Consider the following 275-nt stretch of genomic DNA (forward strand, 5'->3'; position numbering starts at 1 on the left):
GTTGTGGAGAAGTCCGGAGAAGCCAAGCCGGGCAAGGTGGAAGTCGGCGTGAAGCTGCGCGGCGCGGAAAAGGTCGCGCGGATTCCGGTGAAGATCATTCCCACCGAGGAACTGCCGAAGAAACCCGACTGGATCCGCGTGCGCATCCCGGTTTCCCCCGAGGTCGACCGCATCAAGCAACTGCTGCGCAAGCACAAGCTGCACAGCGTCTGCGAAGAGGCGTCCTGCCCGAACCTGGGCGAGTGCTTCTCCGGCGGCACCGCGACCTTCATGAT

The 275-nt window shown here is 63.6% G+C and carries 1 pseudogene; it reads left to right on the top strand.

Annotation, left to right across the window (positions count from 1 at the left end):
* Positions 1-3: 3 nt before the first annotated feature.
* Positions 4-275 (top strand): annotated as a pseudogene (locus ACLJNW_RS24910) (lipoyl synthase); the annotation flags it as partial.

Source organism: Salmonella sp. SAL4457, assembly GCF_046548235.1.
GTDB lineage: Bacteria > Pseudomonadota > Gammaproteobacteria > Enterobacterales > Enterobacteriaceae > Salmonella > Salmonella enterica.